The 26,659-nt window shown below is 72.7% G+C and carries 25 protein-coding genes and 1 pseudogene; 6 read left to right on the top strand and 20 right to left on the bottom strand.

Annotation, left to right across the window (positions count from 1 at the left end; genetic code table 11):
• Positions 1-126: pseudogene (locus tag ACFVS6_RS38365) on the bottom strand (D-alanyl-D-alanine carboxypeptidase); the annotation flags it as partial.
• 72 nt (positions 127-198) lie between these two features.
• Here ACFVS6_RS38365 and ACFVS6_RS38360 point away from each other — a divergent pair.
• Positions 199-579, top strand: coding sequence for a hypothetical protein (locus ACFVS6_RS38360; RefSeq protein ID WP_389711163.1), 381 nt, complete (start codon positions 199-201; stop codon positions 577-579).
• Between the two features lie 12 nt (positions 580-591).
• Here ACFVS6_RS38360 and der read toward each other — a convergent pair whose 3' ends face one another.
• The 5 genes from der to ACFVS6_RS38335 form a co-directional block, all read right to left on the bottom strand.
• The gene (gene der, locus ACFVS6_RS38355) at positions 592-2,055 is read right to left on the bottom strand and encodes a ribosome biogenesis GTPase Der (RefSeq protein ID WP_389711162.1); all 1,464 of its coding nucleotides are present in this window, start codon (positions 2,053-2,055) and stop codon (positions 592-594) included.
• A 75-nt stretch (positions 2,056-2,130) separates the two neighbouring features.
• Positions 2,131-2,814, bottom strand: a complete 684-nt coding sequence (locus ACFVS6_RS38350) for a lysophospholipid acyltransferase family protein (RefSeq protein WP_389711161.1) — start codon at positions 2,812-2,814, stop codon at positions 2,131-2,133.
• Entirely contained in the window at positions 2,775-3,476 is a 702-nt protein-coding gene (gene cmk / locus ACFVS6_RS38345) for a (d)CMP kinase (RefSeq protein ID WP_389711160.1), read from the bottom strand. The genes ACFVS6_RS38350 and cmk overlap by 40 nt, the downstream gene beginning before the upstream one ends.
• 131 nt (positions 3,477-3,607) lie before the next feature.
• Positions 3,608-4,696 (bottom strand): prephenate dehydrogenase, encoded by a 1,089-nt coding sequence (locus tag ACFVS6_RS38340; RefSeq protein WP_389711159.1) that lies wholly within the window; start codon positions 4,694-4,696, stop codon positions 3,608-3,610.
• Positions 4,697-4,808: 112 nt separating this feature from the next.
• The gene (locus ACFVS6_RS38335; protein ID WP_389711158.1) at positions 4,809-5,252 is read right to left on the bottom strand and encodes a YidB family protein; all 444 of its coding nucleotides are present in this window, start codon (positions 5,250-5,252) and stop codon (positions 4,809-4,811) included.
• Positions 5,253-5,434: 182 nt separating this feature from the next.
• On the opposite strand from ACFVS6_RS38335, the gene ACFVS6_RS38330 reads away from it, so the two are divergent.
• The 3 genes from ACFVS6_RS38330 to ACFVS6_RS38320 all read left to right on the top strand — a co-directional run bounded on the left by ACFVS6_RS38330 (position 5,435) and on the right by ACFVS6_RS38320 (position 7,022).
• Positions 5,435-5,776 (top strand): DUF952 domain-containing protein, encoded by a 342-nt coding sequence (locus tag ACFVS6_RS38330; protein WP_389711157.1) that lies wholly within the window; start codon positions 5,435-5,437, stop codon positions 5,774-5,776.
• 81 nt (positions 5,777-5,857) lie between these two features.
• Positions 5,858-6,313, top strand: a complete 456-nt coding sequence (locus ACFVS6_RS38325) for a Rieske (2Fe-2S) protein (RefSeq protein ID WP_389711156.1) — start codon at positions 5,858-5,860, stop codon at positions 6,311-6,313.
• Between the two features lie 28 nt (positions 6,314-6,341).
• Positions 6,342-7,022, top strand: a complete 681-nt coding sequence (locus ACFVS6_RS38320) for a DNA polymerase beta superfamily protein (protein ID WP_389711155.1) — start codon at positions 6,342-6,344, stop codon at positions 7,020-7,022.
• Positions 7,023-7,069: 47 nt separating this feature from the next.
• On the opposite strand, the gene ACFVS6_RS38315 is transcribed toward ACFVS6_RS38320, so the two are convergent.
• The 14 genes from ACFVS6_RS38315 to ACFVS6_RS38250 all read right to left on the bottom strand — a co-directional run bounded on the left by ACFVS6_RS38315 (position 7,070) and on the right by ACFVS6_RS38250 (position 22,820).
• Positions 7,070-7,801 (bottom strand): DNA polymerase beta superfamily protein, encoded by a 732-nt coding sequence (locus ACFVS6_RS38315; RefSeq protein WP_389711167.1) that lies wholly within the window; start codon positions 7,799-7,801, stop codon positions 7,070-7,072.
• Positions 7,802-7,816: 15 nt separating this feature from the next.
• Positions 7,817-8,911, bottom strand: coding sequence for an ADP-ribosylglycohydrolase family protein (locus ACFVS6_RS38310; RefSeq protein ID WP_389711154.1), 1,095 nt, complete (start codon positions 8,909-8,911; stop codon positions 7,817-7,819).
• On the bottom strand, positions 8,908-9,672 hold the full coding sequence (locus ACFVS6_RS38305) for an NUDIX domain-containing protein (RefSeq protein WP_389711153.1): 765 nt from the start codon (positions 9,670-9,672) through the stop codon (positions 8,908-8,910). Before ACFVS6_RS38305 ends, ACFVS6_RS38310 begins: the two co-directional genes overlap by 4 nt.
• Positions 9,669-10,757 carry an AAA family ATPase gene (locus ACFVS6_RS38300; RefSeq protein ID WP_389711152.1) on the bottom strand — a complete coding sequence of 363 codons (1,089 nt, stop codon included), beginning with the start codon at positions 10,755-10,757 and terminating at the stop codon, positions 9,669-9,671. The genes ACFVS6_RS38305 and ACFVS6_RS38300 overlap by 4 nt, the downstream gene beginning before the upstream one ends.
• Positions 10,754-11,362 (bottom strand): nicotinamide riboside transporter PnuC, encoded by a 609-nt coding sequence (pnuC, locus tag ACFVS6_RS38295; protein ID WP_389711151.1) that lies wholly within the window; start codon positions 11,360-11,362, stop codon positions 10,754-10,756. The genes ACFVS6_RS38300 and pnuC overlap by 4 nt, the downstream gene beginning before the upstream one ends.
• A 133-nt stretch (positions 11,363-11,495) precedes the next feature.
• Entirely contained in the window at positions 11,496-12,992 is a 1,497-nt protein-coding gene (locus tag ACFVS6_RS38290) for a pseudouridine synthase (RefSeq protein WP_389711150.1), read from the bottom strand.
• Positions 12,992-13,645, bottom strand: a complete 654-nt coding sequence (gene scpB / locus ACFVS6_RS38285; RefSeq protein ID WP_389711149.1) for an SMC-Scp complex subunit ScpB — start codon at positions 13,643-13,645, stop codon at positions 12,992-12,994. The genes ACFVS6_RS38290 and scpB overlap by 1 nt, the downstream gene beginning before the upstream one ends.
• Entirely contained in the window at positions 13,642-14,829 is a 1,188-nt protein-coding gene (locus ACFVS6_RS38280; protein WP_389711148.1) for a segregation/condensation protein A, read from the bottom strand. Before ACFVS6_RS38280 ends, scpB begins: the two co-directional genes overlap by 4 nt.
• 98 nt (positions 14,830-14,927) lie before the next feature.
• Positions 14,928-15,437: a hypothetical protein gene (locus ACFVS6_RS38275; RefSeq protein ID WP_281210456.1), complete on the bottom strand. Its 510-nt coding sequence runs from the start codon at positions 15,435-15,437 to the stop codon at positions 14,928-14,930.
• On the bottom strand, positions 15,422-16,582 hold the full coding sequence (locus ACFVS6_RS38270; RefSeq protein ID WP_389711147.1) for a ParA family protein: 1,161 nt from the start codon (positions 16,580-16,582) through the stop codon (positions 15,422-15,424). Before ACFVS6_RS38270 ends, ACFVS6_RS38275 begins: the two co-directional genes overlap by 16 nt.
• A gap of 326 nt (positions 16,583-16,908) precedes the next feature.
• Positions 16,909-18,024 (bottom strand): alanine dehydrogenase, encoded by a 1,116-nt coding sequence (gene ald, locus ACFVS6_RS38265; RefSeq protein WP_389711146.1) that lies wholly within the window; start codon positions 18,022-18,024, stop codon positions 16,909-16,911.
• A 152-nt stretch (positions 18,025-18,176) separates the two neighbouring features.
• Positions 18,177-20,186, bottom strand: a complete 2,010-nt coding sequence (locus ACFVS6_RS38260) for a tetratricopeptide repeat protein (RefSeq protein ID WP_389711145.1) — start codon at positions 20,184-20,186, stop codon at positions 18,177-18,179.
• Between the two features lie 267 nt (positions 20,187-20,453).
• Positions 20,454-21,086 (bottom strand): NUDIX domain-containing protein, encoded by a 633-nt coding sequence (locus ACFVS6_RS38255; protein ID WP_389711144.1) that lies wholly within the window; start codon positions 21,084-21,086, stop codon positions 20,454-20,456.
• A gap of 81 nt (positions 21,087-21,167) precedes the next feature.
• Positions 21,168-22,820, bottom strand: coding sequence for a CTP synthase (locus ACFVS6_RS38250; protein ID WP_389711143.1), 1,653 nt, complete (start codon positions 22,818-22,820; stop codon positions 21,168-21,170).
• A 479-nt stretch (positions 22,821-23,299) separates the two neighbouring features.
• Between ACFVS6_RS38250 and ACFVS6_RS38245 the strand changes: the two genes are divergently transcribed.
• Both ACFVS6_RS38245 and ACFVS6_RS38240 read left to right on the top strand, forming a co-directional pair.
• The gene (locus tag ACFVS6_RS38245) at positions 23,300-25,105 is read left to right on the top strand and encodes a glycoside hydrolase family 15 protein (protein ID WP_389711142.1); all 1,806 of its coding nucleotides are present in this window, start codon (positions 23,300-23,302) and stop codon (positions 25,103-25,105) included.
• A 156-nt stretch (positions 25,106-25,261) separates the two neighbouring features.
• On the top strand, positions 25,262-26,644 hold the full coding sequence (locus tag ACFVS6_RS38240; RefSeq protein ID WP_389711141.1) for an FAD-binding protein: 1,383 nt from the start codon (positions 25,262-25,264) through the stop codon (positions 26,642-26,644).
• Positions 26,645-26,659 lie beyond the last annotated feature (15 nt).

The following is a 26,659-nucleotide window of genomic DNA, read 5'->3' as shown; positions in this document are numbered from 1 at the left end:
GTCGTGGACGGTGTACGTCTGGTCCTCCTTGACCCCGACCAGGCTGGAGCCCGCGCCCACACCGGCCAGCTCCTCGTCGGTGACCAGGTGCTCCTCGTCCTTGGGGAGCTTGGGCAGCACGGTGTCGGGTTCGTTGGCTGATACGTGCATTCATACGACCCATCCCGCGCCCCGTCCTTTCCGAGCAGCGTCCCCCCGATGCGCCCTTCACGGGACCGGGAGACCGCTCCGGCCGCCTCGCACACCCCGATCTACGACACGCTCTACTCGGAGTACCTGCGCGCCTTCAGGGCGCTGCCGGGCGACCGGACGGGTGAGGAGCACCTCGGCTTCACGGCGTTCTCCCACGGTGGCCCGTACAGCTCGTACAGCACCGGCGGATGGAACGGTTCCGCATGGCAGAGCGACCCCTGGCAGCCCGTCCACGCCCCGTTGCCGGTGCCGGCCACGCCCTCCCCGCAGGCCTCGTACGCCCACGCCGGGACCACCGGGTCCGGATACGGCGGCGGGCGCCAGCACCAGACCGGGATGCAGCACATCCCGGCGGCCCTGCCGCCCGCTCCGCGCCGGGGCTACTGACCCCGCGGTCGCCTACTTCTTCTTCTTGTACTGCGCTCCGCGCTTCTCGCGCACCCGCACCGAGATGTGGATCGGGGTGCCGTCGAAGCCGAACTCCTCGCGCAGGCGGCGCTCGATGAAGCGGCGGTAGCCGTGCTCCAGGAAGCCGGAGGCGAACAGGACGAACCGCGGCGGCTTGCTGCCCGCCTGGGTTCCGAACAGGATGCGGGGCTGCTTGCCGCCGCGGATCGGGTGCGGGTGCGCCGCCACGACCTCGCCGAGGAAGGCGTTCAGCCGGCCGGTGGGAACACGGGTCTCCCAGCCGGCGAGCGCGGTCTCGATCGCCGGGACCAGCTTCTCCATGTGGCGGCCGGTGAGCGCCGAGACGTTCACCCGGGGCGCCCAGGCGACCTGCTGCATCTCGGTCTCGATCTCGCGTTCGAGGTAGTAGCGGCGCTCCTCGTCGAGCTCGTCCCACTTGTTGTAGGCGATCACGATCGCGCGCCCGGCCTCGACGGCCATGGTGATGATGCGCTGGTCCTGGACGCTGATGTTCTCGGTCGTGTCGATCAGGATGACCGCGACCTCCGCCTTCTCGACGGCGGCGGCCGTGCGCAGGGAGGCGTAGTAGTCGGCGCCCTGCTGGAGGTGCACCTTCTTGCGGATGCCGGCGGTGTCGACGAACTTCCAGGTGACGCCGCCGAGCTCGATCAGCTCGTCGACCGGGTCGCGGGTGGTGCCGGCCATCTCGTTGACGACGACGCGGTCCTCCTTGGCGACCTTGTTCAGGAGGGAGGACTTGCCGACGTTGGGGCGGCCAATCAGGGCGATGCGGCGCGGGCCGCCGGGGGCGGCGCCGCCGAAGGTCTGCTCGGGGGCCTCCGGCAGGGCCTCCAGCACGGCGTCGAGCATGTCGCCCGTACCGCGGCCGTGGAGGGACGACACCGGGTGCGGCTGGCCGAGGCCCAGCGACCACAGGGAGGCCGCGTCGGCCTCGCCGCTCTGGCCGTCGACCTTGTTGGCGCAGAGCACGACGGGCTTGCCGGCCCGGCGCAGCAGCCTGACGACGGCCTCGTCGGTGTCGGTGGCGCCGACCTTGGCGTCGACGACGAAGACGACCGCGTCGGCGGCCTCGATGGCGTACTCGGCCTGGGCGGCGACGGAGGCGTCGATGCCGAGGACGTCCTGCTCCCAGCCGCCGGTGTCGACGACCTTGAAGCGGCGGCCGGCCCACTCGGCCTCGTAGGTCACGCGGTCGCGGGTGACGCCCGGCTTGTCCTCGACGACCGCCTCGCGGCGGCCGATGATGCGGTTCACCAGGGTCGACTTGCCGACGTTCGGGCGGCCGACGACGGCGAGCACGGGGAGCGGGCCGTGGCCCGCCTCCTGGAGCGCCCCCTCGACGTCCTCGACGTCGAAGCCTTCCTCCGCGGCGAGCTCCATGAACTCCGCGTACTCGGCGTCGCCAAGTGCTCCGTGGTCCTGCTGGTCGTTCATGAAGTCCGTTCCTCGTCGTTCGTGGTGATCGGTGGCGCCCGCGCAGCGCGGTTCCACTACTAGGTCAAGTCTCGCTCAGCGCCCGGTGAGGCGCTTGGCGTCGGCCAGGTGGGCGGTCAGCCGGTCCTGGATGCGTACGGTGGCCGCGTCCAGCGCGGTCCGCGTGCGGCGGCCCGTGCCGTCCCCGGCGTCGAAGGCGGAGCCGAAGACGACGTCGACCCGGCTCCGGAGCGGCGGCAGTCCCTTGACGACCCGGCCCTTGGCCTCGGTGCTGCCCAGGACGGCGACGGGCACTATCGGGGCGCCGCTGCGGACCGCGAAGTACGCGAGGCCGGCGCGCAGGGACGCGAAGTCCCCTTCGCCGCGACTGCCCTCGGGGAAGATCCCGAGGGCGCCGCCGCCGTCGAGCACGCCGAGGGCGCGGGTGATGGCGGTCCGGTCCGTGCCGCTCCGGTCCACCTTCACCTGCCCGATGCCGTCGAGGAAGGGTCCGAGGGGCCCCACGTACGCTTCCTTCTTGATCAGGAAGTGCAGGGGGCGCGGAGCGGTGCCCATGACCATGGGCCCGTCGATGTTGTGGGCGTGGTTCACCGCGAGGATGACGGGGCCGGAGACGGGCACCTTCCAGGCCCCCAGCACGCGGGGCTTCCACAGCCCGTACATGAGCCCGATGCCGATGCGCCTGCCGATCGCCGCACCCTTGGGGGAGGGCGTTGCGCTCACTTGGCGCGCCGCTCTTCGACCAGGGTCACGACGCATTCGATGACCTGGTCGAGGGTGAGTTCGGTGGTGTCCACCTCGACGGCGTCGTCGGCCTTGGCCAGCGGGGACGTCTTGCGGCCGGAGTCGGCGGCGTCCCGCTTGATCAGGGCTTCCCTGGTGGCCGCGAGGTCCGTGGCCTCCTTGCCGCGCAGTTCGCCGCTGCGGCGGGCGGCGCGCGCCTCGGCCGAGGCGGTCAGGAAGACCTTGAGGTCGGCGGCGGGCAGGACGGTGGTGCCGATGTCCCGGCCCTCGACGACGATCCCCTCGCCCGCCTCGGCCGCCTCGGCGGCGATGGAGCGCTGGAGGTCGGTGATCAGGGTGCGCACCTCGGGGACGGCGCTGACGGCGCTGACCTTGGAGGTGACCTCGCGGGTGCGGATGGGGGCGGCGGCGTCCAGGCCGTCCACGGTGATCGTGGGGGCGGTCGGATCCGTACCGGACACGAGGGTCGGCTTGCCGGCGGCGACGGCGATGGCCTGCGGGTCGTCGGTGTCCACGCCGTTGGTGATCATCCACCAGGTGATGGCCCGGTACTGGGCGCCGGTGTCCAGGTAGCGGAGTCCGAGCTTGGCGGCCACGGCCTTGGAGGTGCTGGACTTGCCCGTGCCGGAGGGACCGTCGATGGCGACGATCACGGCGGACGGAGCTGCGGTTTCCACGGTGCGGGCACCTTCCTGGTTGCGCGTACGTGTCCGGGCGCGCCAAAAGCGCCCCTCCCCCAGGTTACCGGGCCGCGGCGCCCGCTGATTCCGCTCGTGCCGGGACCGTCCCGCGGGCGGTCCCGGCGGGGCTACTGCTGGCGCAGGGCCCAGCCCCGCTCGCGCAGCTCCGCCTCCAGGCCGGGGACGGCGCGCGGCTCCACCATCAGCTGGACCAGGCCCGCCTGCTGGCCGGTGGCGTGCTCGATGCGCACGTCCTCGATGTTGACCCCGGCCCGGCCCGCGTCCGCGAAGATCCTGGCCAGCTCGCCGGGGCGGTCGCTGATGAAGACGCCGACCGTCTCGTAGGCGGTGGGGGCCGCGCCGTGCTTGCCGGGGACCCGGACGCGGCCGGCGTTGCCGCGCCGCAGGACGTCCTCGATGCCGGCGGCGCCGCCCCGGCGCTCGGCCTCGTCCGCCGACTGGAGTCCGCGCAGGGCCTCCACGGTCTCCTCCAGGTCGGCCGCGATCCCGGAGAGGACGTCGGCGACGGGACCGGGGTTCGCGGAGAGGATCTCCACCCACATCCGCGGATCGGACGCCGCGATGCGCGTCACGTCCCGGATGCCCTGTCCGCACAGCCGGACCGCGGTCTCGTCCGCCTCCTCCAGCCGGGCCGCGACCATGCTCGACACGAGCTGCGGGGTGTGCGAGACGAGGGCCACGGCCCGGTCGTGGGCGTCGGCGTCCATCACGACGGGGACGGCCCGGCACAGCGCGACCAGCTCCAGCGCCAGGTTCAGCACCTCGTGGTCGGTGTCGCGGGTGGGGGTCAGCACCCAGGGCCGACCCTCGAACAGGTCGGCCGTCGCGGCCAGCGGCCCGGAGCGCTCCTTGCCCGCCATCGGGTGGGTGCCGATGTACGCGCCGGCGTCGACACCCAGCGCGGTGAGCTCCCGGCGCGGTCCGCCCTTGACGCTGGCGACGTCCACGTAGGCCCGGGCGAGGCCGCGGCCGATCGCGTCGGCGAGGGCGCTCGCCACGTGGGCCGGGGGGACGGCCACGATCGCCAGGTCTACGCGGCTCTCGGGGGCCTCGTCGGTGCCGGCGCCGAGGGCGGCGGCCGTCCGGGCCTGGGAGGGGTCGTGGTCGACGAGGTGGACGGTGATGCCGCGGGCGGTCAGCGCGAGCGCCGCGGAGGTGCCGATCAGTCCGGTTCCGATGACGACGGCGGTTCTCACGGGTGCTCCAGGGTGATCGCGGACGGCAGGCCCTCAGGGTAGCCGGCCGGTACGCCGCGAGGGCCCGGCGGCCACCCTGTGGGACGGTCGCCGGGCCCTCGTGCCGTACCGCCTACAGGTTCTGCTGCTTGATGATGTCCTCCAGCGAGCCCGACGGGACGGAGCCCTCCGGGGTCAGCTTGTCGACCGCCGTGGGCAGTGCCCGGGCGATCTGGTCGGCGGCCTGCTCCGGACTGACGCCCGTCTGCTGCGCGACCTGCTGGAGGGCCTCGTCCGGCAGGGCCTGGGCGATCTCCGCGCCGCTGACGGCCTTGTTCTCGCCGGTGCCGACCCAGGACTGGGCCTGGTCGACCAGGCCCGACTTGGTCAGCATCTCCAGCAGCCCGCCCAGCGGGTTGTTGCCGCCGCCCGCGGCCTGGGCCCCCTGGCCGCCGGCCCCGCCGCCGAGGGCTCCGAGCAGCGCGCCGAGGATGTTGCCCGCACCGCCGCCCTGACCGCCCTGGCCGCTGCCGCCGAGGAGTCCGCCGAGCAGGGAGCCGAGGTCATTACCCGCCATGGTCACGCCTTTCGAAGAGGGACCGGGCCGCACACCCAGCGGAGGGCCCGGCGTCGAGACACGGACAATGTCACCCGAATCAACCCGAACCGCCACTCGTCGCACACGCGTGCCCCTCACCCCGGGCGCCTCAGGAGCCGCCCCCCGAGCAGCGTCGCGCGCCGTGCGGTAGAACGACCGGCATGATCTTCCACATCGTCCCGCTCGCCGACTGGAACACCGCGCCGGAGCTCCCGTACGCCCCCGCCTCGCTCGCCTCCGAGGGGTTCGTCCACTGCTCGGCCGACCGTCCGACCCTGCTCGCCATCGCGGAGGCCCACTACCGGGAGACGCCCGGCACCCTGCTCGCCGTGGAACTGGACGAGACGGCGCTGACGTCGGAGGTCCGCCGGTCGGGTGAATCGGGCGGCCGTTACCCGCACGTCCACGGTCCGTTGAACCGGAACGCGGTGGCCCGCGTGTGGGAAGTCGTACGAGCCCCCGGCCGCCCGGCGGAACTGACGCCGTGGCAGCCGGCGGGATGAACCGGTGTGGCGGGCTTCACCTGGGGCCCGCCACGCGCCAGGATGCTGCACGCCATCCCGGCACCCCAGCGAGGAGATCACATGAGCGACCCCACGCAGACCGCCCGGCGCACCGTACTCGCGGCCGGAGCCGCCGCCCTCGCGGGCGGCACGATCGCCGCCTGCGGCGGCGGCACGGACAAGACGGCGAGCGAGCCGGGCAGCGCGTCCACCGGTGAGCCCGGAGGTGCCTCCGCGGCCCCCGCGGCGAAGGCGCTGATCAAGTCCTCGGAGGTGCCGGTCGGCGGCGGCAAGGTCCTCAAGGAGGAGAAGGTGGTGGTCACCCAGCCGACCGCCGGGTCCTTCCGCTGCTTCTCGGCCGTGTGCACGCACCAGGGATGCCTCGTCGACAAGGTCCGGGACGGTCAGATCGACTGCCCCTGCCACGGCAGCACGTTCAGCGTCACCGACGGCGCGGCCACCAAGGGTCCGGCCACCCGCCCGCTGCCCGAGAAGAAGATCACGGTGGCCGCGGACGGCGGTATCTCGCTCGCCTAGCGGGCCGCGGCCCGCCTAACCTCCCGGGATGGACGACCTCACCCTGGTACGGGACCACACGATCTACAGCTGCGTCATGGGCTCCCGTGCCTTCGGTCTGGCGACGGAGGCGAGCGACACCGACGTGCGCGGTGTCTACCTCGCCCCCACGCCGCTGTTCTGGCGGTTCGAGAAGCCGCCGACGCACGTCGAGGGGCCCCGGGACGAGGAGTTCTCCTGGGAGCTGGAACGCTTCTGCGAGCTCGCGCTGCGGTCCAATCCGAACGTCCTGGAGTGCCTGCACTCCCCCCTGGTCGAGCGGGTCACCCCGGTGGGGCGGGAACTCCTCGACCTGCGCGGGGCCTTCCTCTCCCGCCGGGCCCACACCAGCTTCACCCAGTACGCGAAGTCCCAGCACGGCAAGCTCCTGGCCGACGTCCGCGTCCACGGCGCCCCGCGCTGGAAGCACGCCATGCACCTGCTGCGGCTGCTCGGCTCCTGCCGCGACCTGCTCCGCACGGGCCGCCTGACGATCGACGCGGGCCCCGAACGGGAACGCCTCCTCGCGGTCCGGCGGGGCGAGGTCGGCTGGGCCGAGGTCGACGCCTGGATGACCCGCCTCGCGGCGGAGTCCGACGCCGCCCTGGACACCGGCCCGCTCCCCGCCGAGCCGGACCGGGCCCGGGTCGAGGACTTCCTGCGGCGCGCCCGCCGCGCCTCGGCCGCGTAGGACGGACGGGGCGGACGCCGCGTACCGGCCCGGCGGGGTGCGGCGGGCTACGCCCCGCGCGCGCGGACGACGAACGCGTCGAGCGCGTCGAACGCCGTCGCCCGCTCGGGCAGGGCCGTCACGGCCTGCGCCGCGTCCAGTACCGCGTGCAGGGCCTCGTAGTCGGCCGTCGGCGGCGGTCCGGCGTACCCGCCGTGCTCGGCGGCCACCTTCGCCTCCACCAGGTCGGCCAGTCGCGCGGGCGCCTCGGGCACCTCGGCGAGCAGGGTCGGCAGGTGTGCCTGGACCTCCCCGGAGCGCATCAGGTGGATGCCGGTGAGCAGCGCGCGGAAGGTGTAGAGCAGCGGCTTGAGTTCGCCGCTCCTGCCGAAGAGCCGCCACTGGGTGCCGGCGAACCCCCGGTAGTGGTGGGCGTGGTGGGAGGTCAGTACGCCCGGGGCGAGCGCCACGAGCTCCTCGTGGGCCGGCGTGGTGTGCACCACGAGCGGGGACAACAGCTGCTCCAGGACGTAGCCGTTGGGTCGCAGCATGAGACCGGCGAACTTGCGCAGGTCGTGGGTGACGAGGTCCATCTCCACCCCGTCGTCGTCCCACATCCGGGTCCGGGTCAGCTCGGGGTCCCGCAGTCCGAGCAGCGCCCGCGCGGGCAGCAGGTGGACGCCGCGCAGGTCGACGTCGGAGTCCCGGGAGGGGAACCCGTACAGGTGGGCGCCCGAGACGGTCGCGAACAGCAGCGGGTCGGGCTCCCGGGCCACGACGGGAGCCAGGTCGAGGGTCATCGCGTCGAGCACGGCTCAGGCCTCCCAGAGGGCGCCGAAGGCGAGGAGCTCGTCGCGGTACTCGATGCGGCCCTCCCACTCGCGGGGCCAGACGTCGGCGCCGAGGTGGGCGCCCGCGAAGGCGCCTGCGAGGCAGGCGATCGAGTCGGAGTCGCCGGAGGTGCAGGCGGCGCGGCGCAGGGCGAGGAGCGGTTCCTCCGGGAAGAGCAGGAAGCACTGCAGGCCGGTGGCCAGGGCCTCCTCGGCGATCCAGCCCTCGCCGGTGGTCAGGCAGGGGTCGGTCTCCGGGGAGGGCGTGCGCAGGGCGGCGGTGAGGCGGTCCAGCACCCCGAGGCACTCGTCCCAACCGCGGGCCATGAAGGACTCCGCCGAGGCGTCGGAGGCCGTACGCATCCACAGGTCGCCGAGCCAGCGCTCGTGGTAGCGGGTGCGGTTCTCCAGGGCGTACGAGCGCAATTGCCCGACCAGGCCGGTGACTTCGGTGCCGCGGGCCAACAGGTGGACGGCGCGGGCGGTGAGGTCCGAGGCGGCGAGGGCCGTCGGGTGGCCGTGGGTGAGGGCGGACTGGAGTTGGGCGGCGCCCGCGCGTTCCTCCTCGGTCCAGCCGGGGACGAGGCCGACGGGTGCCACGCGCATGTTCGCACCGCACCCCTTGGAGCCGATCTGACTGGCGTCCCGCCAGTCGCGCTCCGGCGTCCTCAGCAGGTGGCAGGCCTTCAAGCAGGTGTTGCCCGGTGCCCGATTGTTCTCTGGGGACTGGTACCAGTCGACGAACTCCTCCCGGACCGGGCGGGCGAGCCGCGTCGGAGTGATCGGGCCGCGTTCACCGGCCCTGCGGATGCCGCGGGCCAGGGCGAGCGTCATCTGCGTGTCGTCGGTGACGATCGCCGGGCGGGGCAGCGCCATCTGCCGCCAGGGGCCGGTCTTGGCCAGGATCGAGGGGACGTCGTTGAACTCGGTGGGGAAGCCGAGGGCGTCGCCGAGGGCGAGGCCCACGAGCGCACCGGTGGCGGGGCGCTTGCCGGTCGTGGGGCGCCCGCCGGTCGACCCGGCCGTGTCGGTCGCGGCGTTCGTCGCGCCCGTCGTTCCGTTCGTCGCGTTCGTCTTCATCGCGCGGTGCCTTCCGTCGGGCGCAGCAGGGGTGGGTGGAGGGCGGTCGCGGGTCCCGCCCGGTAGAGCGCGGCGGGTTTGCCGCGGCCGCCGGTGAGGCGGGCGGCGCCGGGCACGGCTTCGACGAAGCCGGGCGTCGCGAGCACCTTGCGTCGGAAGTTGGGCCGGTCCAGGGGGGTGCCCCAGACGGTCTCGTAGACGGCCCGGAGCTCCCCGAGGGTGAAGTCGGGCGGGCAGAAGGCGGTGGCCAGGCAGGTGTACTCCAGCTTGGCGCCGACCCGCCGGCGCGCGTCGGCGAGGATCGACGCGTGGTCGAAGGCCAGGTCCGCGACGTCCCCGACGGGTACCCAGCGGGCCCGGTCGGCGTCGCCGCCGCCCTCCGCCGCGGGCTCGGGCATGTCGGGGACCAGTGCGGTGAAGGCCACCGACACGACCCGCATCCGGGGGTCCCGGTCCGGTTCGCTGTAGGTGCGCAGCTGTTCCAGGTGGAGGTCCGCGACGAGGGAACCGTCGAGGCCGGTCTCCTCGGCGAGTTCGCGGCGGGCGGCCGTCTCGGCGGACTCCCGGGGCAGGACGAACCCGCCGGGCAGCGCCCAGGCCCCCTCGTACGGGGCCTGGCCGCGCCGGATCAGCAGGACGTGGAGGACGCCGGCGCGGACGGTGAGGACGGCGAGGTCGACGGTCACCGCGAACGGCTCGAAGGCGTGGGGGTCGTAACCGGCCGGGTGCCGGGTGCCGTCGCGCGGCCCGGGCCCGCTCACCGGTTCTCCGGGAGCGGGTCCGCGAAGCGGCGGCCCTCGGCGAGCAGGGCGTCCACGGCCGCGACGGCGGTCGCGAGGCGGGTCGCCCGGTCGCCGCGCAGGGTCAGGAAGGGTCTGCCGGTCGCGGTCAGCTCCTCGCGGAACCGACCGGTCATCCAGGGCCTCAACTGCGGGCCGTCGCGCAGGCCGTCGTCCTCGAAGGGGACGTCGGCGTCGTCGGTCAGCAGGTACAGGTCCCGGCGGGTCAGCGCGGCGGTCTTCTCGACCTCGATGTTGCGGCCGCCCATGTAGCGCTCGTGCCAGATGCCGGTCGCGAAGGAGTCGGTGTCGCAGAAGAGCACGGGCGAGCCGAGCCGGGCCGCCCGCTCCTCGGCCTCGTCCTGCCGGCGGGCGATCACCGGGAACTCCCGCGAGGTGAAGGTGACGTCGGACCAGGAGGCGGCCGGGTCGGCCGCCCGGGCCGCGGCGAGCTTCTCCTCGCTGTACTCGCGGCCGTACTCGGCGACCCATCCCGTTCCCGCCCACACCCCGCCCCGCGCCCGGTAGTGCGCTGCCAGGTCCCGGGAAAGGGTGGTGGTCCCGGTGGACTCGGCGCCGAGCACGACGACCCTGCGGGTCAGGGCGGCCCGGACGGCCGGCCCCAGGAACTCCCAGCAGGCCACGGGGTCGGCCCGGACGGCCGTGCCGGAGACGGGGAACAGCGTCCGCTCCGGGTCTACGCAGACCTCCCGGGCCCCGAACCGGCGGGCGAGTTCGGTGCCGTAGGCCTCCGAAGTGAAGACGGCGTCGACGGGCCGGCCCACCGCGCTCCGGAAGATCGCCATGTGCGCATCCCAGACCGCCGGGTCGTGCAGGTCGACGGGGATGTCGTCGACGGCCCCGACCACGTCCGCCCCGGGGTGCGCCTCGCGCATCCAGGCGACCCGGTCGGCGAGCGGCACCGACTCCACCGAGGCGGCGCACACCAGTACGGTCAGCCGCTCGCAGCGTTCCTCGGCGGTGCGCACCAGGTGGTGGTGGCCGGCGTGGGGCGGATAGAACTTGCCCAGCACCAGTCCGTGTCCGAAGCGCTCGCCGCCGCTCATGCCGCCGCTCCCACGGCCTTGCGGAGGTCCCCCGCGACGAGCGTGCGGCGCCAGCCGATCAGCCCGGCGACGCACAGGGCGAGGAAGCCGACGTACAGGACCGAGGTCAGGTAGAGGCCCTTGTAGGCGTAGAGCGGGATGTAGACGAGGTCGGCGGCGATCCACAGCCACCAGGATTCGAGGCGCTTGCGGCACTGTCCGTAGGTGGCCATGAGCGAGAGGCCGGTGGTCAGCGCGTCCCAGAAGGGGACGGTCGAGTCGGTGGCGCGGTCCAGCAGCAGGGTCAGGGCGGCGGTCCCCACCGCCCCCGCCACGAGCAGCCACGCCCATTCGGCGCGCGTGGTGCGGCGCACCGGCAGGGCTCCCGTGGTGCCCGGTCCACCCCCGTGGGTCCAGGACCACCAGCCGTACGCGGCGAGGGCGATGAAGACGATCTGGAGTCCGGCGTCCGCGTACAGGCCGGCCTGCGTGAAGAGGACGATGAAGAAGACGTTGTTGGCGATGCCGACCGGCCAGTTGGCGATGTGCTGCCGGGCCACCAGCCAGACGCAGACGGCCCCGGTGGCGAACCCGAGGATCTCGGTCCAGCTCGTACTCCAGCCCATGGCGGCCCCCGCGTGTTCGAAAGTTCCCGACCTTTAATAGTCAGTGTGACTATAAACAGCGGAGGGGGCGCCGGGCAAGCGAAGAGCCCGCGGCGCCAGGGCACCGCGGGCTCTTCGGGGTCGTGCGCGGGGACTACAGGCCGACCTCGCGCATCAGCATGCCGACCTCGGTGTTGGTCAGGCGGCGCAGCCAGCCGGACTTCTGGTCACCGAGCTCGATCGGGCCGAAGGAGGTCCGGACGAGCTTCTCGACCGGGAAACCGGCCTCCGCCATCATGCGGCGCACGATGTGCTTGCGGCCCTCGTGGAGGGTCACCTCGACCAGGTAGTTCTTGCCGACCTGGTCGACGACGCGGAAGTGGTCGGCGCGGGCGTAGCCGTCCTCCAGCTCGATGCCGTCCTTGAGGCGCTTGCCGATCTCGCGCGGCAGCGGGCCGGTGATCGCGGCGACGTAGGTCTTCTTGACGCCGTACTTCGGGTGCGTGAGGCGGTGGGCCAGCTCACCGTGGTTGGTGAGCAGGATGATGCCCTCGGTCTCGGTGTCGAGCCGGCCGACGTGGAAGAGACGCGTCTCACGGTTGGTGACGTAGTCGCCGAGGCACTGACGGCCGTCCGGGTCCTCCATGGTGGAGACGACGCCGGCGGGCTTGTTCAGCGCGAAGAACAGGTACGACTGGGTGGCGACGGTCAGGCCGTCCACCTTGATCTCGTCCTTGGGCTGGACGCGCTTGCCCTGCTCCAGCACGATCTCGCCGTTGACCTCGACGCGGGCCTGCTCGATGAGCTCCTCGCAGGCGCGGCGCGAACCCATGCCGGCGCGGGCGAGGACCTTCTGCAGGCGCTCGCCCTCCTCCTCGGCACCCGGGAAGGTCTTCGGGGTCTTGATCTCGGGCTTGTCCGCGTACCGGTCGCGCACGCGCTCCTCGATCCGCGCCTCCAGCTCGCGCGGCTTGGACTGGCCGCTGCGGCTGCCGGGGCCGCGACGCGGGCCGCCGGCCCCGCCGATGGCCGGGGTCCTGGAGGTCTTGGGGCCGCCCTTGGCGCCACCGCGGGCCGCCGCGCCGCGGGCGCCGCCGCGGTTGCCGTCGGCCGCGCCACGGGCACCGCCGCCGCCCGCCTTGGCTCCGCCGCGGCCGTTGCGCTCGCCCTCGGGGCCGACGTCGTAGCGGCGCTCCTCGGGACGGGGGTTGCGGATGCGGGGCGCCGGCTGGTCGCGGTCACGGTCACGCGAGTCGGAGCCGCCGCCCTGATAGCCGCCGCTGGAGGAGCCGCCCTGGTAGCCGCCGCGGGAGCCGCCACCGGACGAGGAGCCGCCCTGGTAGCCGCCGCGGGAGCCGCCACCGGACGAGGAGCCACCGCGGTAGCCGCCGGAGCTGCCGCCGCTGGACGAGCCACCGCGGTAGCCGCCCGAGGAGCCGCCGCTGGACGAGCCACCGCGGTAGCCGCCCGAGCTGCCGCCGCTGGAGCCGCCGCGGGATCCGCCGCCGCCCGAGCCCGAGCCGCCGCCGCGGTAGCCACCGCCCGATCCGGAGCCGCCGCCGCGGGAGCTGCCGCCGCGTGCGCCGCCACCGCCGCCGCTGCTGTTCCTGTTGCCGCCGCCGTTGCCGTTACCGTTGCCGCTGCTTCGCATCAAAGTTCCGTCGTCTTGTCGTCTTCTGAGGTATCCGGTGCATCCGGATCGAACGACGGAACACCCTCTTGCGTCTCGGCTTCGATCGCGTCCGCCTCGGGGAGGAAGGGCGCGAGCTCCGGGAGCTCGTCCAGGCCGCGCAGGCCCATCCGCTCCAGAAAGTAGTTCGTCGTCCTGTACAGGATCGCACCTGTTTCGGGTTCCGTCCCCGCCTCGGTCACCAGACCCCGCTGCAGGAGGGTCCTCATGACCCCGTCGCAGTTGACTCCGCGGACCGCGGAGACCCTCGACCGGCTGACCGGCTGCCGGTACGCGACGACCGCCAGGGTCTCCAGGGCCGCCTGGGTGAGACGGGCCTGCTGACCGTCCAGGACGAAGGCCTCGACGGCCTCCGCGTACTCGGGCCGGGTGTAGAACCGCCAGCCGCCCGCGACCGGACGCAGCTCGAAGCCCCTGCGCTGCGCGGTGTACTCGTCGGCGAGCTCGCGCAGGGCGTCGGCCACCTCCCTCGGGGTGCGGTCCAGCACCTTGGCCAGGTGGTCCGTCGTCGCGGGTTCGTCCACGACCATCAGGACGGCCTCCAGGGCCCCCTTCAGCGACCGGCCGTCCCTCGGCGCCGCGCCGTCCGTGCCCTGCTCCGGGGCCTGTGTCATTCGCCCGCCTCCACGACCTGGTCGAATTCGTCGGTGACCTTCGGCATTCCGTCGCCGTCCCCGCCGCTCCAGCGGACGGTCAGGGTCCGCAGGGCCTCCTCCTGGTCGAGGACCACGGCCCTCTCCCGGTAGAGCTCCAACAGCGCCAGGAACCGCGCGACGACGGTCAGGGTGTCCGGGGCGTCCTCGGTCAGTTCCTGGAACGTGGCCTCGCCGCGCGCCTTGAGCAGACGTACGACGTGTCCCGCCTGCTCCCGCACGCTGACGAGCGGGGCGTGGATGTGGTCGACGTACACCTCGGGCCTGGCCTTGGGCTGCATGGCCCGGACCGCGAGGCGGGCGAGGCCGTCGGCGCCGATGCTGATGACCACCTCGGGCAGCAGGTCGGCGTGGTGCGGCTCCAGACCGACCGTACGGGGGTGGCGCCGGCCCTCGTCCTCGGCCCGCAGCTCGAAGATCTCGGCGATCCGTTTGTACGCCCGGTACTGGAGGAGCCGGGCGAAGAGCAGGTCCCGGGCCTCCAGCAGGGCGAGGTCGGCCTCGTCCTCGACCTCGGCGGCGGGCAGCAGCCGGGCCGCCTTCAGGTCGAGCAGGGTGGCCGCGACCACCAGGAACTCCGTGGTCTGGTCGAGGTCCCAGTCGGGGCCCATGGCCCGGATGTGCGCCATGAACTCGTCGGTGACCTTGGACAGGGCCACCTCGGTCACGTCGAGCTTGTGCCGGGAGATCAGTTGGAGGAGCAGGTCGAAGGGGCCCTCGAAGTTGGCGAGCCGCAGCGTGAACCGCCCGTCCGCGGCGGTCCCGCCCTGCTGGGCGGCCTCCGACGCGGTTTCCGGCGCAGTTTCCGACGCGGTTTCCGGCGCGGTTTCCGGCGCGGTTTCCGGCGCAGGTTCCGGCGCGGTTTCCGCAGCCGCTTCGCGTACGAATTCCCGCACGGGTTCTTGTGCCGCTTCGGGCACGGTTTCCGGGGCCGGTTCCCGTTCCGGCTCCCCCACGGCCTCCGGCGCCGTCCGGCGTACGACCTCGTGGCGGGGCTCGGCGGGGGCTTCAGCGCTCCGGGGGGCCTCGGGGGCCCCGCCGACCGGTGCGTCCTGCGGCGGGCCCGCCTGGGGCTCCTCGGCCGTTCCCGGCCCGCGGCCCAGGCTCCGGCGGGTCGGGCGGGCGGGGAGGTCGTTCGGGGGCATCGGGGTCCAGGGGTGGTGCGGAGGGTTCGGCGTGCGGCCGGGCGGGCTCGGCCCGCCCCCGGACGCAGCCTATGCCCCGGACCCCCGCGGAGGCCGGATCAGCGCCCGCGCAGGCGGCGTACGAGGATGCTGGCGTCCCCTCGGGACTCCAGGTCCGCCAGGACCACGGCGACGGCCTCGCGAACGATCCGGCCGCGATCGACGGCCAGCCCGTGTTCGCCGCGGAGCACCAGCCGGGCGTGCTCCAGGTCCATGAGCTCCTCGGCGGAGACGTAGACCGTGATCTTCTCGTCGTGCCGCTCACGACCGCTGGGCCGCCGGTTCGCACCGCGGCCCTGCCCCTTGCCGGACCGGGGCGAGGACGCCCCGGCGGCAGAGGCAGAACCTTCCTGCGGCCTGCGCTGCGCGCCGACCGCCGGATCGCCGGCCTCCCGGACCCGCGCGTCCCCCGTGGTCCGCGCCGTGCCGTCCGCCGGAGCGGCCGCGTGTTCCGTACCGCCGGCCGGCGCCTCGTCGGCGCCCCGCCTCGGCGAGGACGACTGGAGGGCCATCCCCCCGGTCGTGCGGAACAGTTCGTCGGCTCCGGGCAGACTCACTCGGCGGGACACCGGGCGAGCACCTCCCTGGCCAGCTGGCGGTAGGCGGCGGCGCCGACGGAGTTCGACGCGTACGTGGTGATCGGCTCACCGGCGACCGTGGTCTCCGGGAAGCGCACCGTACGGCCGATGACCGTGTGGTAGACGTGGTCGTCGAAGGCCTCGACGACGCGCGCCAGGACCTCGCGGCTGTGCACCGTGCGGGAGTCGTACATCGTCGCGAGGATGCCGTCGAGCTCCAGCTCCGGGTTGAGCCGCTCCTGCACCTTCTCGATCGTCTCGGTCAGCAGCGCGACACCGCGCAGCGCGAAGAACTCGCACTCCAGCGGGACGATGACCTTGTGAGCCGCCGTCAGGGCGTTCACGGTCAGCAGGCCGAGCGAGGGCTGACAGTCGATCACGATGTAGTCGTAGTCGGCCATCAGGGGCTTGAGGGCCCGCTGGAGCGTCGACTCGCGCGCGACCTCGCTGACCAACTGCACTTCGGCGGCGGAGAGGTCGATGTTGCTCGGCAGCAGGTCCATGTTGGGGACCGCCGTCTTGAGCAGCACCTCGTCGGCCGACATGCCCCGCTCCATGAGCAGGTTGTAGACCGTCAGGTCGAGTTCCATCGGGTTCACGCCGAGCCCCACGGACAGGGCGCCCTGCGGGTCGAAGTCGACGAGCAGCACCCGCCGTCCGTACTCGGCGAGGGCGGCACCCAGGTTGATGGTCGACGTGGTCTTTCCCACGCCGCCCTTCTGGTTGCACATCGCGATGATCTTCGCCGGCCCGTGTTCGGCCAGCGGACCCGGGATCGGGAAGTACGGCAGCGGGCGTCCGGTCGGGCCGATCCGCTCACGGCGCTGACGGGCAGCGTCGGGGGCGAGGGTGGCCGCGTACTCGGGGTCCGGTTCGTACTCCGCGTCGGGGTCGTAGAAGTGCCCCTCGGGCACATTTGCGTAGTCGGCGAAACCCACGGGCTTTTCGCCGCTCGGGTCGCCGGCCCTGGAGTTCACGTCTAGGCCGTCCATGCTGTTTCGGGGCGTCGTCATGTGCTGGTGGTTTGCGAAGGTGCGGACCGCGACGGAGCCGACAGCTTCGAGCCCGGCAGGACCCTGGCCCCGCTCAGGCGTCCCTGCTCGACCACCTCCAGGAGCAAATGTCGACTCATTCACAAGTCGTCTTACCTCCTCGGACGTGACCAGGACACTTATCGATAGGTCAGCGTTGCACCATGCCGACGGTTGGCGACTCTATGGCGTGTCACCGCTCAGCGGCAACACAATCCACCGGACCCGACGCGTTGTGTCGGCAACCGAACACGACTCTGTCAAGGGCGTGCGAGCTGTCACTGCGAAGTTTCGCGGGTGTGCGAAAGGGTTAAAGGGTTACGTTCGAGGCGAGTTGAGCCGGGTCCGCGGGCACCTCGCAAACGCGTCCGGCCGGACCTTGTGGGCAAGGTCCGGCCGGATACGTGAGATTGACGTCAGTCGTTGACGGATCAGCCGAGCAGCGTGCTCAGCTCAAGGGTCTCAAGGCCGTGGGCCTCGGCGACGGGACCGTAAACGACCTGCCCGTCATGGGTGTTGAGGCCCAGCGCGAGCGCCGGGTCACGCCGCAGCGCCTCGGCCCAACCGAGGTTCGCGAGCTGCACGATGTACGGCAGGGTCGCGTTCGTCAGCGCGTAGGTGGAGGTGTTCGGCACCGCGCCCGGCATGTTGGCGACGCAGTAGAAGACCGAGTTGTGGACCTGGAAGGTCGGCTCGGCGTGAGTGGTCGGACGGGAGTCCTCGAAGCAGCCGCCCTGGTCGATCGCAATGTCGACAAGGACACTTCCGGGCTTCATCCGGGAGACGAGCTCGTTGGTGACCAGCTTCGGGGCCTTCGCACCCGGGATCAGCACCGCGCCGATGACGAGGTCCGCCGCGAGGACGGCCTTCTCCAGCTCGTAGGCGTTGGAGACGATCGTCTGGATCTTCGTGCCGAAGATCTTGTCGGCCTCGCGGAGCTTGTTGATGTCGCGGTCGAGCAGGGTCACGTGGAAGCCCATGCCGATGGCGATCTGCGCGGCGTTCCAGCCGGAGACGCCACCACCGATGACGACGGCCTCGCCGGCGGAGGTGCCGGGCACGCCGCCCGGAAGCACGCCGCGGCCGCCGGCCGAGCGCATCAGGTGGTAGGCACCGACCTGCGGGGCCAGCCGGCCCGCGACCTCGGACATGGGGGCGAGCAGCGGGAGCGCGCGGTTCGCGAGCTCGACCGTCTCGTACGCGATGGCGGTGGTGCCGGACTCCAGCAGGGCGTCCGTGCACTCGCGGGAGGCCGCGAGGTGCAGGTACGTGAAGAGCGTCTGGTCCTTGCGGAGGCGGTGGTACTCCTCCGCGATGGGCTCCTTGACCTTCAGGAGCAGGTCCGCGGTCGCCCAGACCTCGTCCGCCGTGGCGAGGATCTCGGCGCCGGCCGAGACGTACTCGACGTCCGTGATCGAGGAGCCGACACCGGCGTTCTGCTCGATGAAGACCTGGTGGCCGTTGCGGACCAGCTCATGCACGCCGGCGGGCGTGATGGCGACCCGGAACTCGTTGTTCTTGACCTCGCGGGGGATGCCGACCTTCATCGTCGATCACGGTCCTTGGCTCAGGGGAAAATACGGGCTACTTCCATACATACCCGCCCACAAGAACGCGCAACGGGATGCACCACGGGATGCCGCGGTGAACCCAGTCTAATGAAGGATGAGTCGCTGTCTAGCCTTGCAAACGAATAATCTCAGTCGGAAGTACTACGGATTTCGCAGGCTGCGGGGTCATCTCCCAGCAATCTGTCGGCTGCGGAGCGGTGCAACCTGGCAGCCGCGGGGTCGCCGAGCCGGTCCAGCGTGTCGGCCAACCGCACCTGCAGGGCGGCCTGAAGTCGCAGGTCGCCGGCCCTGCGCGCCAGCTCGATCGCCTCGCGGCAGGTGTGCAGGGATTCCTCGGGTCGGCCCGCGTATTCCTGGACCCGCGCCATCTCGCTCAACGCCTTTGCCTGGCCCGGAAGATCGGCGAGCTTGCGGTAGCCCGCGGCGGCCGCCCGCCAGCTGCGCAGCGCCTCCCCGTACCGGCCCGCGTACGTGTGCACGTTGCCCAGCCGCCCGTACAGCCTGGCCTCGTCCGCGCGCTCGCCGCGGGCGAGGGCCTGGGACAGGGCGCGGCCGAACCAGTCGGAGGCCCGCTGCCAGTCCGCCAGCTCCTGGTACGCGCCGCCTACGGATTCCATCGCGCGGCCGGTGGCGTACGGGTCCTTCGCGGCCTTCCCCGCGTCGAGAGCGGCCCGGTACCGCTCCAGGGCCTCCTGGGTGCGACCCGTCTCGGCGTCCAGATCGGCCAGGTTCAGCAGTGCGGCGGCCTGCTCGCGGTGCAGCTGGCGCCGCTCGGCGACGTCCAGGACGAGGCGGTGCAGCCCGTACAGCTCGGGGGCCGCGGCCTCGGTGCCGCGGTGCTCGGCGAGCGCCCTGACCAGGGCGGACACCAGTCGCCGGGCCAGGGTGTCGAGGCCCCCGTCGGCCACGGCCAGGGTGGCGGCGGCCGACAGCGCGGGCAGTCGGGTGTCGAGCCAGACGGCGGCGGCGCGCCGGTCGGGGAAGCGCAGGGCGCGGGGCGTCCCGTCGAGCCGCTCCCGCAGCACGTCCTCGTCGTCCTCGGCCATGGAGCGGCAGGAGGTGAGCAGCCGTACGGTCCGCTCCAGCATCCGGGCCCGGGCCAGCTGGACCTCGGCGGGCCGCTCCTTGGCCTCCAGGAGGGACTGGAGCAGCGGGGCGAGGCAGCCGGGCAGCAGGAACAGGCCGTCCGGGGCGTGCCGTACGAGGCCCAGCCCGGCGAAGTCCTCCAGGGTGGACTGCGCGGCGGCCACCGAGCACCCGGCGAGGGCGGAGGCGGTGTGCGAGTCGAGCATCCCTGCGGGCGCGAGCGGCAGCAGCCGCAGGGTGCGCTGGGCGGGCTGCGGGAGGGACTCGTAGACGAGCCGGAAGGAACGCGCGAGCGGGCCGCTGGTGCCGGGCGGCATGTCGTGGAGCTGCTTGGCGAGGTCGGCGACGGCCGCCTTCGGGTGGGCGGCGAGCCAGCCGCCGGCCAGCGCGAGCGCGGCCGGTTGTCCCCCGCACTCCTCGGCGAGGGTCTCGGCGGCGCGGGGGTCGACGGTGACGCGGGTGTCGCCGATGTGCTGGGCGAGCATCTCGACGGCGGAGGGGGTGTCCAGGCCGCCGAGGGTGCAGGGGCGTACGTCCGGGATCCCGGTGAGGGGGCCCTCGGCGGTGACGACGACCAGGCACTCGGGGGTATCCGGCAGGAGGGCGTCGACCTGCTGCGGGTCCGCGGCGTCGTCGAGCAGGAGGATGGCCCGCCGTCCGGCGAGCGACTCCCGCAGGGCGGCGCTCAGGTCGTCCTCGCCCGCGCCGGGCGGGGTGGGTCTGCCGAGGCCTTCCAGGAGGGTGCGGACGGCCCGTTCGGTGGCCACCACCTCCCCGCCGGGGGTGGTCAGACGGACCGTGAACTGTCCGTCGGGGTACTGGTCCGCCACTTCGCGCACGAACGCCTCGGCGAGGGCGGTCCGGCCGGAGCCGGGCCGTCCGGCGACCAGCAGGACCCGCGCCCGGGGCGCCTTGGCCTTACGGCCGGAGAGGGTGTCGAGCCCGGTCCGCGCGATGTCCTCGCGCAGCTCCTTGAGCTCACGCCGCCGCCCGACGAAATCCGTCACGGATCCGCTCCTCTCCCTGCCTTCGGGTTGCCGAGCGTAGTTCACGCAGAGCGACGGACCGGGTGGAGCGCGGCGGGTAGATCCCCCAATCGGATCAGCGGATGGTCCGCTTTATCGCGTGCCGCGCGTACGTCACGGCGCCGCCGCCGGACTCCGACCCGCCCCGCGACCCCGCCCCCGGCCCGGCGCAGGCCGGAACGGGGGCGGGGTCCGGGACGTCCGCCCGGGCGGGGTCCGGCGGCTCGGCGCCGGCGCGCGGGCTCCGGGCGCGGCGGCCCGGGGAAGCCCGGGTCGGGGGCCGGCGGGTGGTGACTACGCTTCGTACGGGCGGGCCGGCCAGGGCGCCAGGGCCGGGCGCAGGCCCTCGGGGCCCTCCGGGGAGGCCGTGGCCGCGGCCAGCGCCAGGACTCCGGTCACCAGGCCCGGGTTCGCGAGTTCGCCCGCGAGGACGCCGCGCACCAGGTCGGGCAGCGGCACCCAGGCCACCTCCATGTCGGCCTCCTCCGAGTCGTGCTCCTCGTACCGCTCCCCCTCGGCGTCACCGACGCCCCGCGCCAGGAAGATCCGGATGGCCTCGTCGGAGCCGCCGGGCGAGGCGAAGAAGTCGGCCAGCACCCGCCAGTCCTCGGCCTTGACGTGGGCCTCCTCGTACAGCTCCCGCTGCGCCGCGTGCAGCGGGTTCTCACCGGGTACGTCGAGCAGGCCGGCGGGGAGTTCCCACAGCCGGTGGCGTACGGGGTGCCGGTACTGGCGGATCACCAGGACCCGGTCCTGCGCGTCGAGCGCCAGGACGCACACCGAGCCGGGGTGGACCTGGTAGTCGCGGCGGACCACGGACCGGTCCGGCATCCGCACCATGTCCGAGGCGACCGCCGTCTTGGCGCCCTGGAAGGGCCTCCTCGACGACAGGGTCTCCCAGGTTTCCGAAGTATCGCTGATGCCCATGCCCCAAGCCTCCACACAACGCGCGACAGCCGGGGTACGGATCTTCCGTACCCCGGCTGTCCACGTTATGCGGTCAGGCCCTCACTTCGCGGACTGCTGCCGCTCCACGGCCGCCTTGACCAGGCCCGCGAACAGCGGGTGCGGTCGGGTCGGGCGCGAGCGGAGCTCCGGGTGGGCCTGGGTGGCCACCAGGTAGGGATGCACCTCGCGCGGGTACTCGACGTACTCGACGAGCTTGTTGTCCGGGGAGGTTCCGGAGAAGACCAGACCGGCCTTCTGCTCCAGCTCACCGCGGTAGGCGTTGTTGACCTCGTAGCGGTGACGGTGGCGCTCGTCCACGTACGCCTGGTCGCCGTAGACCTCGCGCACGATGGAGCCCTCGGCGAGCTTCGCCGGGTACATGCCCAGGCGCATGGTGCCGCCCAGGTCGCCCGCGCCCTCGACGAAGGCCAGCTGCTCCTCCATGGTCGAGATGACCGGGTGCGGGGTGGAGGCGTCGAACTCGGTGGAGTTCGCGTCGGCGATGCCCGCGAGGTTGCGCGCGGCCTCGATGACCACGCACTGCAGACCCAGGCACAGGCCGAGCAGCGGGATCCGGTTCTCGCGGGCGTAGGTGATCGCGCCGACCTTGCCGTTGACACCGCGGTCGCCGAAGCCGCCGGGGACGCAGATCGCGTCCACGTCGGCCAGCTGCGCCGCCGCGTCCTCGGGGGTCTTGCAGTCGTCGGAGGTGACCCACTTGATCTGCACGCGGGCCCGGTTGGCGAAACCGCCGGCGCGCAGCGCCTCGGTCACCGACAGGTAGGCGTCGGGCAGGTCGATGTACTTGCCGACGAGCGCGACCTTGACCTCGTGGTCGGGGTTGTGGACCCGGTCCAGCAGGTCCTCCCACACCGTCCAGTTGACGTCGCGGAAGGGCAGGTCGAGCTTGCGGACGACGTAGGCGTCCAGGCCCTCGGTGTGCAGCACCTTGGGGATGTCGTAGATCGACTTGGCGTCGATCGCGGCGACCACGGCGGCCTCGTCCACGTCGCACATCAGCGAGATCTTGCGCTTGATGGAGGTGGGGACCTCACGGTCGGCGCGCAGCACGATCGCGTCGGGCTGGATGCCGATGTTGCGCAGGGCCGCGACGGAGTGCTGGGTGGGCTTGGTCTTCAGCTCGCCGGAGGGACCGATGTAGGGCAGCAGCGAGATGTGCACGACGAAGACGTTGTCGCGGCCGACCTCGTGGCGGACCTGGCGGACGGTCTCCAGGAACGGCAGCGACTCGATGTCGCCGACGGTGCCGCCGACCTCGGTGATGACCACGTCGACGTCCGCGGTCGCCATGCGGCGGATGCGGTGCTTGATCTCGTTGGTGATGTGCGGGATGACCTGCACGGTGTCACCGAGGTACTCGCCGCGCCGCTCCTTGGCGATGACCTGCGAGTAGACCTGGCCGGTGGTGACGTTGGCCGAGCCGTCGAGGTCGACGTCGAGGAAGCGCTCGTAGTGACCGATGTCCAGGTCGGTCTCGGCGCCGTCGTTGGTGACGAACACCTCACCGTGCTGGAAGGGGTTCATCGTGCCGGGGTCGACGTTCAGGTACGGGTCGAGCTTCTGCATCGTGACCCGCAGGCCGCGCGCCTTCAGCAGCGCACCCAGGCTGGAGGCGGTAAGCCCCTTGCCGAGGGACGAAGCGACACCCCCGGTGACGAAGATGTGCTTGGTCGTCATGGATTTGGGCGGCATCGCCAAGAGGGGGCTCCCGTGGTCGCGAGGTGAGGTGCGTCCGGCGCCGTTCCGCGAAGATCCGGATCGGGTCTCAGGGGGCGCCGAAGCTGCGGTTTCGGGGCTCCTGATTCGCACAGGCAGACCACCGGTCCACGGGGTACCAGCCTATCAGCGCCCGGGAGGGTCCGCTTCCGGACGCGCTGCGGACCGCCCGCGCCGTACCGTCGTGGAGCAGCCCGACAGGGCCGTTCGCGCAGGTCACCCGTTCAGTCGAGCCACATTGTCCCAGGACTTCAGGAGATCACTAGGGTGCCCGTCATACCCTGCTCGGATACTGCTGTTACATCGCCGCCGAGCAGGCCGGAATTCGGCGTCACCGCGCCACGTCCGGCAGTCTGGAGCTCGACGCGGGGATCCTTCCGCATCAGGAAGACCGCGCATCCGCGCAATGCAAGCGCCCTCAGGGGCGGACGTGGCCGTTCGACTGGAGATGCAACGTGTCCGGGCGCATCGAGGATTACGCACTGATCGGGGACATGCAGACCGCGGCGCTGGTCTGCCGGGACGGAGCGGTGGACTGGTTGTGTCTGCCCCGTTTCGATTCCCCTGCCGCCTTCGCGAGCATTCTCGGTACCGAGGAGCACGGGTTCTGGCGGGTCGGCCCCGCGGTCCCGCCCGGGACCGAGCCGCCGCGTGCCGACCGTCGCCGCTACCGCGGCGAATCGCTCGTGCTGGAGTCGGAGTGGGACACCCCGCGGGGGACCGTCCGCGTCATCGACTTCATGCCGCCGCGCGAGGACCACGCGCCGCAGCTGATCCGCATCGTGGAGGGTGTCAGCGGGCGCGTCCCGATGCGCTCGACGTTGCGCATGCGCTTCAGCTACGGACGGATCGTGCCCTGGGTGCACAAGGTGGACGGCCGTACCGTGGCCGTCGCCGGCCCGGACTCGGTCTGGGTGGACACCGACGCGGAGACGTACGGCAAGAACCTGACGACGTACTCCGACTTCACCGTCGGCCCCGGCGACCGCGTCGCCTTCGCCATCAGCTGGCAGGCCTCGCACCGCAGCGCCCCCGAGCGCCCCGACGCCGAGGGCGCCCTGGAGGCCACCACCGAGTTCTGGCGGGACTGGGTCGCGCACTGTACGTACCACGGTCCCTACCGGGAGGCCGTGGTGCGCTCCCTGATCACCCTCAAGGCCCTGACGTACGCGCCCACGGGCGGGATCGTCGCCGCGCCGACCACCTCCCTCCCGGAGGAGATCGGCGGGGTCCGCAACTGGGACTACCGCTACACCTGGCTGCGGGACGCCGCCATCACCCTGTCGTCGCTGCTGCGCACCGGCTACCGGGAGGAGGCCTCGGCCTGGCGGGACTGGCTGCTGCGCGCGGTCGCCGGCGACCCGGAGAACCTGCAGATCATGTACGGGATCGCAGGTGAGCGGGAGCTGGGCGAGACGGAGTTGGACTGGCTGCCCGGCTACGAGAACTCCGGCCCGGTCCGGGTCGGCAACGGCGCGGCCCACCAGCTCCAGCTCGACGTGTACGGCGAGGTCACCGAGGCGCTGCACCTGGGCCACATGACGGGCCTGGCCCGCAACGACTACGCGTCGGTGCTCCAACTGAAGCTGATCCGCTACCTGGAGACGCACTGGAGCGAGCCGGACGAGGGCATCTGGGAGGTGCGCGGCCCGCGCCGCCACTTCGTGCACTCCAAGGTGATGGCCTGGGTGGCCGTGGACCGCACGATCAAGCTGATCGAGAGCGGGGACGCGGACGGTCCGCTGGATCGCTGGCGGGAGCTGCGCGACGAGATCCACGCGGACGTCTGCGAGAAGGGCTACGACAAGGAACGCAACACGTTCACGCAGTCGTACGGGTCCCGGGAGCTGGACGCCTCGCTGCTGCTGATCCCGCAGATGGGCTTCCTGCCGCCGGACGACAAGCGGGTCATCGGGACCATCGAGGCGATCCAGCGCGAGCTGTCGACCCCGGACGGCTTCATCCTGCGCTACCCGACGGCCGGCGAGGAGGCCGGCGTGGACGGTCTTGAGGGCGACGAGGGAGCCTTCCTGGCCTGCTCGTTCTGGATGGCCGACGACCTGGCGATGATCGGCCGGGTCGACGAGGCCCGCAGGCTCTTCGAGAAGCTCCTCGCCCTGCGCAACGACCTGGGGCTGCTGGCCGAGGAATGGGACCCGAAGCTCCAGCGCCAGGTGGGCAACTTCCCGCAGGCCTTCAGCCACGTCCCGCTGATCGACACGGCCCTGCGCCTGACGGCGAGCGGGGCGTACGGGGGCTGACCCGACCGTCCCGGTCCGGCCCGCCCGAACGCGGCCCCCACGCCCGGCCCCGACGCCCGGCCGCCCGCGCGTGGGCGGCCGGGCGTCGGGATGCCGGGGTTCGGGGGCGCGCCTAGCCTGGAGTGGTCCCTTGCCCTTTCCCGAAGGGGGCCGGTCATGGCTTCCCCATCGAAGGCGACCACGGCGCTGGCCGCGCTCCGCGAGGACCTCTCGGGCCCCGTCCTCACGCCGGAGGACGACGGTTACGACGGGGCCAGGGCGATCTTCAACGCCATGATCGACCGGCGTCCGGCGGTGATCGCCCAGTGCGAGAGCGAGGCGGACGTGGTCACGGCCGTCCGGTTCGGCCGCGAGCTGGACCTGCCGATCGCGATCCGCGGCGGCGGGCACAGCGTGGCGGGGATGTCGCTGGGCGACGGGGCGCTCGTGGTGGACCTGCGCCGGATGAACGAGGTGACGGTGCATCCGGGGGCCAGGGCCGTGCGGGTGGGCGGCGGGGCGACCATGAGCCACCTGGACCGGGCCTGCCAGCCGCACGGCCTGGCCACGACCGGCGGCCGGGCCTCGACCACCGGTGTCGGCGGTTTCGTGCTGGGCGGCGGTTCGGGCTGGCTGGACCGGAAGTTCGGGCTGGCCGTCGACAACCTGCTGGGCGTGGACCTGGTGACCGCGGACGGCGAAACGGTCACCGCGACCGCCGAGGACCGTCCGGAGCTCTTCTGGGCGCTGCACGGCGGCGGCGGGAACTTCGGGATCGCCACCTCGATGACCCTGCGGCTGCACGAGCTGCCCGCCATGTCGATCGCGTTCGTGCTGTACCTGCCCGAGCACGGGCCCGAGGTGGTCCGCACGTTCCGGGCCGTCGTCGAGGCGGGCCCGCGCGAGGCGAGCGGGGCGGCCCTGTACCTGACCGGCCCGCCGGAGGACTTCGTACCGGCGCACCTGGTGGGGCGGCTGACGGCGGGCGTCCTGCTGACGTACGCCGGCCCCGAGGACGAGATGCGCCGGCTGGCCGAGCCGCTGCTGGCGCTGCCGCACGAGGCGGAGATCGTGACGGCGATCCCGTACGCCGACCTCCAGTGCATGATCGACGATCCGCCGGGGATGCGGAACTACTGGTCGGCGGAGTACCTGACGGGCGTCCCGGACCCGTTCGTGGACGTGTTCTGCGCGCGGGCGGGCACCATGCCGGTGCCGACGGGCACGCAGCACCTGGTGTGGCCGCAGGGCGGCGCCATCGCCGACGGTCCGGCCGACTACCCGGTGCCGTACCGGGACGCGGCGTGGGCGGTGCACCCGTTCGCGATCTGGGAGGACCCGGCGGACGACGAGGTGTGCCGCCAGTGGGTCAAGGACGTACGGGCCGACGTGGAGCCCTGGTCCACCGGCGCGGTCTACCTCAACTTCATCGCGCACGAGGGCGCGGAGCGGATCGTGGCCGGGCTCGGCGCGGAGAACATGCGCAGGCTGGGGGCCGTGAAGCGGGAGTACGACCCGGACAACGTCTTCCGGTTCAACCACAACATTCCTCCCGCGTGACCCCCTGGTAGCGTC

Origin of the sequence: Streptomyces sp. NPDC057939, assembly GCF_042887545.1 — a bacterium.
Taxonomy (GTDB): Bacteria; Actinomycetota; Actinomycetes; order Streptomycetales; family Streptomycetaceae; genus Streptomyces.
This window is presented reverse-complemented; position numbering and strand designations above follow the sequence as displayed.